The organism is Methylocaldum sp., assembly GCF_039794385.1.
Lineage (GTDB): Bacteria > Pseudomonadota > Gammaproteobacteria > Methylococcales > Methylococcaceae > Methylocaldum.
The window spans coordinates 1-5468 of the sequence record NZ_JBDIVO010000304.1; the positions used below are offsets into that span (position 1 = coordinate 1).

Sequence of the window (5468 nt, forward strand, 5' to 3'; positions counted from 1 at the left end):
TGCCGCCCGCGACGCCGGCGAAATCGAGCTCGCCGAGGAATATCAAGCGGCGTTCATAGGCCCGACCCGCGGCGAGTTGCTACCCTATGCTTCCTGGTATCTCACCGGCTTTCTCATGGAAAAGCCTCTGGCCGCCTTGCGCGACGAGCTTCGGAGCTTAGGTTTAGAACGGCAGGCATCGGCGAAAGAACCCGAGGATCATGTCGCCGCGCTGTGCGAAGCGATGAGCCTTCTGATTATCGAGGCAGACGGACGCGAGGCGGATTTTTTCGCTAAACACTTGGCGCCTTGGATCATGCGCTTCTTCAGCGATCTGAAAGAAGCCCGGTCCGCTCGTTTCTATCGAGCCGTAGGCGAACTGGGAACGGCTTTTCTGAACATCGAACAACAGTATTTGGAGATGGCGCAGCCCAAAAAACCGATATGACACGACTCGTCCTTAGCCTGATTTTGACCGCTGGTTTGGTACTGCCCGTCTTCGCCCGCGAAGCTCCAACAGCCCGATGCCCTTCCGCCGACACCATCAGGCGCGAAATCCTCGAGGAACTAAAAGCCGTTCGTGCCAAGCCGAGATACTGCGGCCGGAAGCGATTTCGACCCGCCAAGCCGCTGCGGTGGAATCAAAAGCTGTTCGAAGCGGCGAAAAAACAGGCCGAGGAGATGAGCCGCAACGACCGACTCTCGCACAGAGGCCGGGATGGACGAAAGGCGGGGGACCGCATTACCCGAGCCGGCTATGACTGGGAGGTTTATGGCGAAAACATCGCCCAGGGGCAGCGCACGGTGGGGGAAGTCATGCGGAGTTGGCTCGACAGCACCGGGCATTGTTCCGCCATCATGGAGGCTGATTTCGACGAAGTCGGTGTCGCCTGTGCGAGCAGCGGCGGCGGAGGCTCGCCTTATTGGGCGATGGTCTTGGCCGCTCCGCTGTCGAATTCCGGCCGGTAGAGCGTTTTCCGATTCAGTGTAAGGGATCCGGATATGTAGGTCGGGAATCCTTTCCCGACATGACGCGGCTGGAAAAACATGACTGGGCGTCGACAAAGGATTGCCGCCCTACGATCCGCGCATCCGGCGGAACTCGTCAATAGCCGCTGGAATTCTTTTCCACCCAGCGCTCGCCTTCCTTCAGGGTTTCCTTTTTCCAAAACGGCGCGCGGCTTTTCAGCTCTTCCATGATGTAGCGGCAGGCGTCGAAGGCCGCGCCGCGATGGGAGGACCACACCGCGACCAGCACGATGGGCTGATCGGGAAGTATCTCGCCTACACGGTGAATGACGAGCGCATCCAAAAAACACCAGCGGGTCTGGGCTTCTTCGACGATTTTCTCGAGCTGCCGCTCGGTCATGCCGGGATAATGGTCGAGAAACATGTGCCGGACTGTCTCATTTTCGTTGAAGTCGCGCATGGTGCCGACAAATGAGCAGGTCGCACCGTATTTTCCGGTGTGGCCCAGTGTTTCCGTTTGATAGCGCTGTAGTTCCGAGTAAGGGTCGATTCCGGTCGGGCGCAGCTCGATCAGCACTTCAGCCCCCGGTCACCGGCGGAAAAAAAGCCACTTCGTCGCCGTCCTTGACCGGCGCGTCCGGATCGGCATAGTCCATATTCACCGCACAGAGGATACGATCCGGCAGATATTGGCCTTCGCTCACCGCTTTCCACACGTCGCTTACCGTATCGATGTCTTCCGCGGCAAGACTGTCGTCCACTCGCCCCATTTTTTCCCGGAGGCTTCCGAAATAACGCACTCTAATCGACATGCGATTTAATCTCTGTCTTCACCAAAAACCATCCAAGAGCCGCCATCGTGTTACTGAGCGCAAAGAAAGTAGATCCCTAACGGAACACGCCGGTCTTCGTTCGCTCGGCACATTCCGGCTGTTCCGCGTGCACACTTTCCACGGGCATTCATTTTTACTTCGATCAAACCCGGAACTTTTTTATCCGGCGGAGCGATTAACGCGCGTAAAGACATGGGATGGCTCTCGCAGACCTGCCCGCACGCGCGGGTGATCTTGCCGGTGACCGAGCCAGACTGCGAACGCGGCCTTGGCGGAAAAGCGCTCGAAAGCGGCATCGACCAGGCCTTGTGCGACAAGTCCGCCGTACGAAGTATCGTCTGAAAAGATCGCCACCGATTTGACCAGGAGCAAATTCGCGGCATTCAAACGTCCGGCCAGCCAAGCCGCGAGGCTGTCCGAAGTGACCTCCCAAGATGCGGGAATGCCCGGATCGTTCATCAGGGACAAACCGGGCAGCCAAATCGTGGAGCGGCCGGATTCCGTCGAAGTTCGAAGCGCAGGGACATCGCTCGCGATTCCGAGCTTCGGGCACAATCCGCTCAACATCAAACCGTATTGCCCCATGGCCAAGAGCGCCATGGCGTGAGCCGCCTCGTCGCCGAACGACCAGCGTTGCTGCGCCGACCGGACCTGGTCGGCGAAAGGCCCGCCTCCCGGCACGATGACGAGGTTCGCATCGGCCAAAGCATCCAGCCAGAACGGGAGAGTATCCGAGTCGGCCAGGCTGCCGCCCAGCTTAACGACCCATGTGATCGGCACCGGTCCTCTGGACTTGGAATTGCTCGAGCAGATGCAAGAGGGCCGTAGCTTTGTCGTAGCACTCCTGGTACTCCTGGTCCAGGACCGAATCGGCCACGATACCGCCGCCGGCCCAGAAGCGGATCGTACCGTCCGAGTGCACCAAGGTACGGATGGCGATGTTGCTGTCCATGTTGCCGTCGAAGCCGACATAGCCGATCGAGCCGCAATAGACGCCCCGCCGATGCGGTTCGAGCTCCTCGATAATTTCCATGGAACGAATCTTCGGCGCTCCCGTAATGGAACCACCGGGGAAACAGCCGCGCAAGAGATCCACGGCGCTATGTCCTTCGGACAATCGACCGCGGACTGTGCTCACCAAATGATGCACGGTAGCGTAGCTTTCGATCTCGAACAGACTAGGCACATGGACAGAGCCCGGCTCGCAGTTCTTGCCGATGTCGTTGCGCAGCAGATCCACGATCATCAGGTTTTCCGCGCGGTCCTTGACGCTGTCCCGAAGTTCCTGCGCCTTGGCGGCGTCCGCGTGCGGGTCCTGCGACCGAGGGCGGGTGCCCTTGATCGGCTTGGTTTCAACGATGCCGTTGGTCACTTTGAGAAAGCGCTCCGGCGAGGAACTCAGCACCTGAACCTGCGGGAAGTTGAGATAGGCGCTGAACGGCGCGGGATTGTAAGGCCGCAAAAGTTGGTAGGCCGCCCAGGGATGTCCTATGCAATAGGCCGAAAAGCGCTGCGCCAGATTGACCTGATAGCAGTCGCCCTCGCGAATGTAATGCTGAATGCGTCCGAAAGCCTTTGCATAATAGGCTCGGCTCATATTCGAGACGACGTCGCTGAGCAGATAGAAGTCGGCCTGCTGCCATCCGATGGTCTGGATTTGGCTGAAGGCCTGAACCAAGTGGGGCCAGCGTACCGCGAGGGCGGGATCGCGCCCTTGTGCGACCAGCCAGGTACGGCGCGCCCAGTGATCCACGACGACCGCCCAATCGTAGATGCCGACGACCATTTCCGGGATGTTCTCCGCATCCAGGGCCTTGTCGGGCAGTTTCTCCAGCCTCCTCGCCAGATCGTAGCCGAAGTATCCGATAGCGCCGCCGCAGAAAGGCAGGCCCGGAAGCTGCGGAGCCTTTTCGCCGAGATATTGCTTGACCAGGGTAAACGGGTCATCCGGCGACAGTGTGATAGAGCCCTGCGATCGAATCTCGGTGAGCGGCCCGCGCGTGACCAGCGTCGCGACGGGATCCGCCGCGATGATGTCGTAACGTCCCTGTCGGCTATGCGGAAACCCGCTATCCAGAAAAACCGCCCAGCGCCGCTCCGCCCAAGGCAGAAACAAAGCGGCGCTGTCCTCGAAATAAGGCAGCTCTTCGATTCTCGGCGTCATGTCCGCCCCACCTCCCGCAATGCCAGACAAGCTACGGCTGCGGCTGGGGCGCAATCCGAAGCGTGAAAATCGTTTTGCGACGTCAACATTGAAAACAGTTCGCTGAAGTCCTTATAAGGAAAACCCGATCGTGCCGCCAATTCTCGCACCAGAAATCGTCCCACGCCAGCACCGATCAAAGGCGCATCGTCGCCGATCAAGCCGCGCGAAAGCTGGCGATCCAGAGCCGAACGAAGCTTCGCGAGTTGCCGCTCGCGGAAGAACCGGGCCGCCTGCCGCCATTGCTTCAACGATGCCGACTCCGCATCCCGCCCGAACAAGCGAGCTAGACGCCGGGCGCTTCCCTGGACGGTTTTTTCGCCGCTATCGGCCGCCGGCATCTGATCGGCGTGCTCGGGCAATTCTCCGCACAGCCGGTAGACGTCGGCAGTGGTCGCGAAATGTTCGGCCATGATACCGATCCACTCGCCCTCGAAGGGCGCCCGATCGGCAAGCGCCATCGCCGGGGTACGGACTATCCCGGTATAAATCAGCTCATCGTAACGCATTCGTTCATAATCGGTATAGCCTCGGGTTTCGACCCGGTGGCCGCGAATCAACGCAATATCGGTGGTCGTGCTCCCGATATCCACGAACATGGCATCGCGCAGATTTTCCGCCACCCAGAGCGCGCTCGCCAGCCAGTTGGCCGAAGCGATTTTTGGAACGCTTTCCGGGGTGATGGCATTGGCATCGAGAAACCCGTCGTGTCCGGCAAACACCTGCACCGAATTCTGCCGACAGCGCTGAATCATCGCTTCGACCAAGGCAATCACGCCTTGCTCCCGGTTTTCGAAAAAATCCACCAACTCGCCGGTCATGGTCATCGCATGGCGGCAGCCCGGTCTCGGCGAAATGGCTTCCAGGATTCGGCTCATGGCGCCATGCAGTCGATCCAAGCCCAGCCACAAGGGACAGGGCTCCTGAATGACCGCGACGATTTCGCCGGCGCCATTCAACGCCGCCGCTTTGAGGTGGGCTCCGCCGATGTCCCAGCCGATCATTTCAATGCTCATTTCACGTCTCCAAACCAATCTCGACGGGCTTTCCCGATTCCGCGTCGAATTCGGGCAAGATTCCGCTCCGCCACAATTCCAAAACCAGCGCGGCCGGATTAATGCCTAAGGATTGCCGCAGCCCGGCGTAGGACGTGGTCAGTCGCGGATTGATCTCGAGCACCCTCGGCCCCTGTTCGCACTGCATCAAATCGACCCCGGCATAGCCCCATAATTCCGGCACGGCCTCCGCGATCCAATCAGCCAAGGCTCGATACGCGGCAAGACCCGACCGGATGGCGCCGACCTCGCTGCCGCGCAAGGCAAAACCGCCCCGCGACCTGACGATCCGTTGCCGGTTACAGCTCAGCAGCCGCGCTTTCCCGTGAGCAAACAGTGCGGACAGGCTAAGCGATTCGCCTTCGATCAAAGGCTGAACGACATACCGGGCAAGGTCGTCGGTTTCGGCCGCCCAAGTCTTCCAGACCC

Annotated in this window: 8 protein-coding genes; 2 read left to right on the plus strand and 6 right to left on the minus strand. The window is 59.9% G+C overall.

The window, feature by feature from the left end:
* A partial coding sequence (locus ABJK70_RS19230) for a molecular chaperone TorD family protein (RefSeq protein ID WP_347258802.1) occupies positions 1-427 on the plus strand: 427 nt, incomplete at its 5' end.
* A complete protein-coding gene (locus ABJK70_RS19235; protein ID WP_086133687.1) occupies positions 424-948 on the plus strand; it encodes a CAP domain-containing protein in 525 nt (174 codons plus the stop codon). The genes ABJK70_RS19230 and ABJK70_RS19235, both read left to right, overlap by 4 nt.
* A 136-nt stretch (positions 949-1084) precedes the next feature.
* Here the strand turns inward: ABJK70_RS19235 and ABJK70_RS19240 are convergent, their stop codons facing one another.
* The 6 genes from ABJK70_RS19240 to ABJK70_RS19265 all read right to left on the minus strand — a co-directional run.
* Positions 1085-1525: a molybdenum cofactor biosynthesis protein MoaE gene (locus tag ABJK70_RS19240; protein WP_347258803.1), complete on the minus strand. Its 441-nt coding sequence runs from the start codon at positions 1523-1525 to the stop codon at positions 1085-1087.
* Between the two features lies 1 nt (position 1526).
* Positions 1527-1760, minus strand: coding sequence for a molybdopterin converting factor subunit 1 (moaD, locus tag ABJK70_RS19245; RefSeq protein ID WP_077732044.1), 234 nt, complete (start codon positions 1758-1760; stop codon positions 1527-1529).
* 180 nt (positions 1761-1940) lie between these two features.
* Entirely contained in the window at positions 1941-2561 is a 621-nt protein-coding gene (locus ABJK70_RS19250) for an amino acid kinase (RefSeq protein ID WP_347258804.1), read from the minus strand.
* Positions 2539-3945 (minus strand): aminodeoxychorismate synthase component I, encoded by a 1407-nt coding sequence (pabB, locus tag ABJK70_RS19255; protein WP_077732045.1) that lies wholly within the window; start codon positions 3943-3945, stop codon positions 2539-2541. The genes ABJK70_RS19250 and pabB overlap by 23 nt, the downstream gene beginning before the upstream one ends.
* Entirely contained in the window at positions 3942-5000 is a 1059-nt protein-coding gene (locus ABJK70_RS19260) for a hydantoinase/oxoprolinase family protein (RefSeq protein ID WP_156881141.1), read from the minus strand. The genes pabB and ABJK70_RS19260 overlap by 4 nt, the downstream gene beginning before the upstream one ends.
* Position 5001: 1 nt before the next feature.
* A partial coding sequence (locus ABJK70_RS19265; RefSeq protein WP_347258805.1) for an ATP-grasp domain-containing protein occupies positions 5002-5468 on the minus strand: 467 nt, incomplete at its 5' end.

Bases quoted from the DNA above. Each gene is read 5' to 3' on its own strand.
- moaD (WP_077732044.1), bottom strand. From the start codon at position 1,760: ATGTCGATTAGAGTGCGTTATTTCGGAAGCCTCCGGGAAAAAATGGGG.
- ABJK70_RS19235 (WP_086133687.1), top strand. From the start codon at position 424: ATGACACGACTCGTCCTTAGCCTGATTTTGACCGCTGGTTTGGTACTG.
- pabB (WP_077732045.1), bottom strand. From the start codon at position 3,945: ATGACGCCGAGAATCGAAGAGCTGCCTTATTTCGAGGACAGCGCCGCT.
- ABJK70_RS19260 (WP_156881141.1), bottom strand. From the start codon at position 5,000: ATGAGCATTGAAATGATCGGCTGGGACATCGGCGGAGCCCACCTCAAA.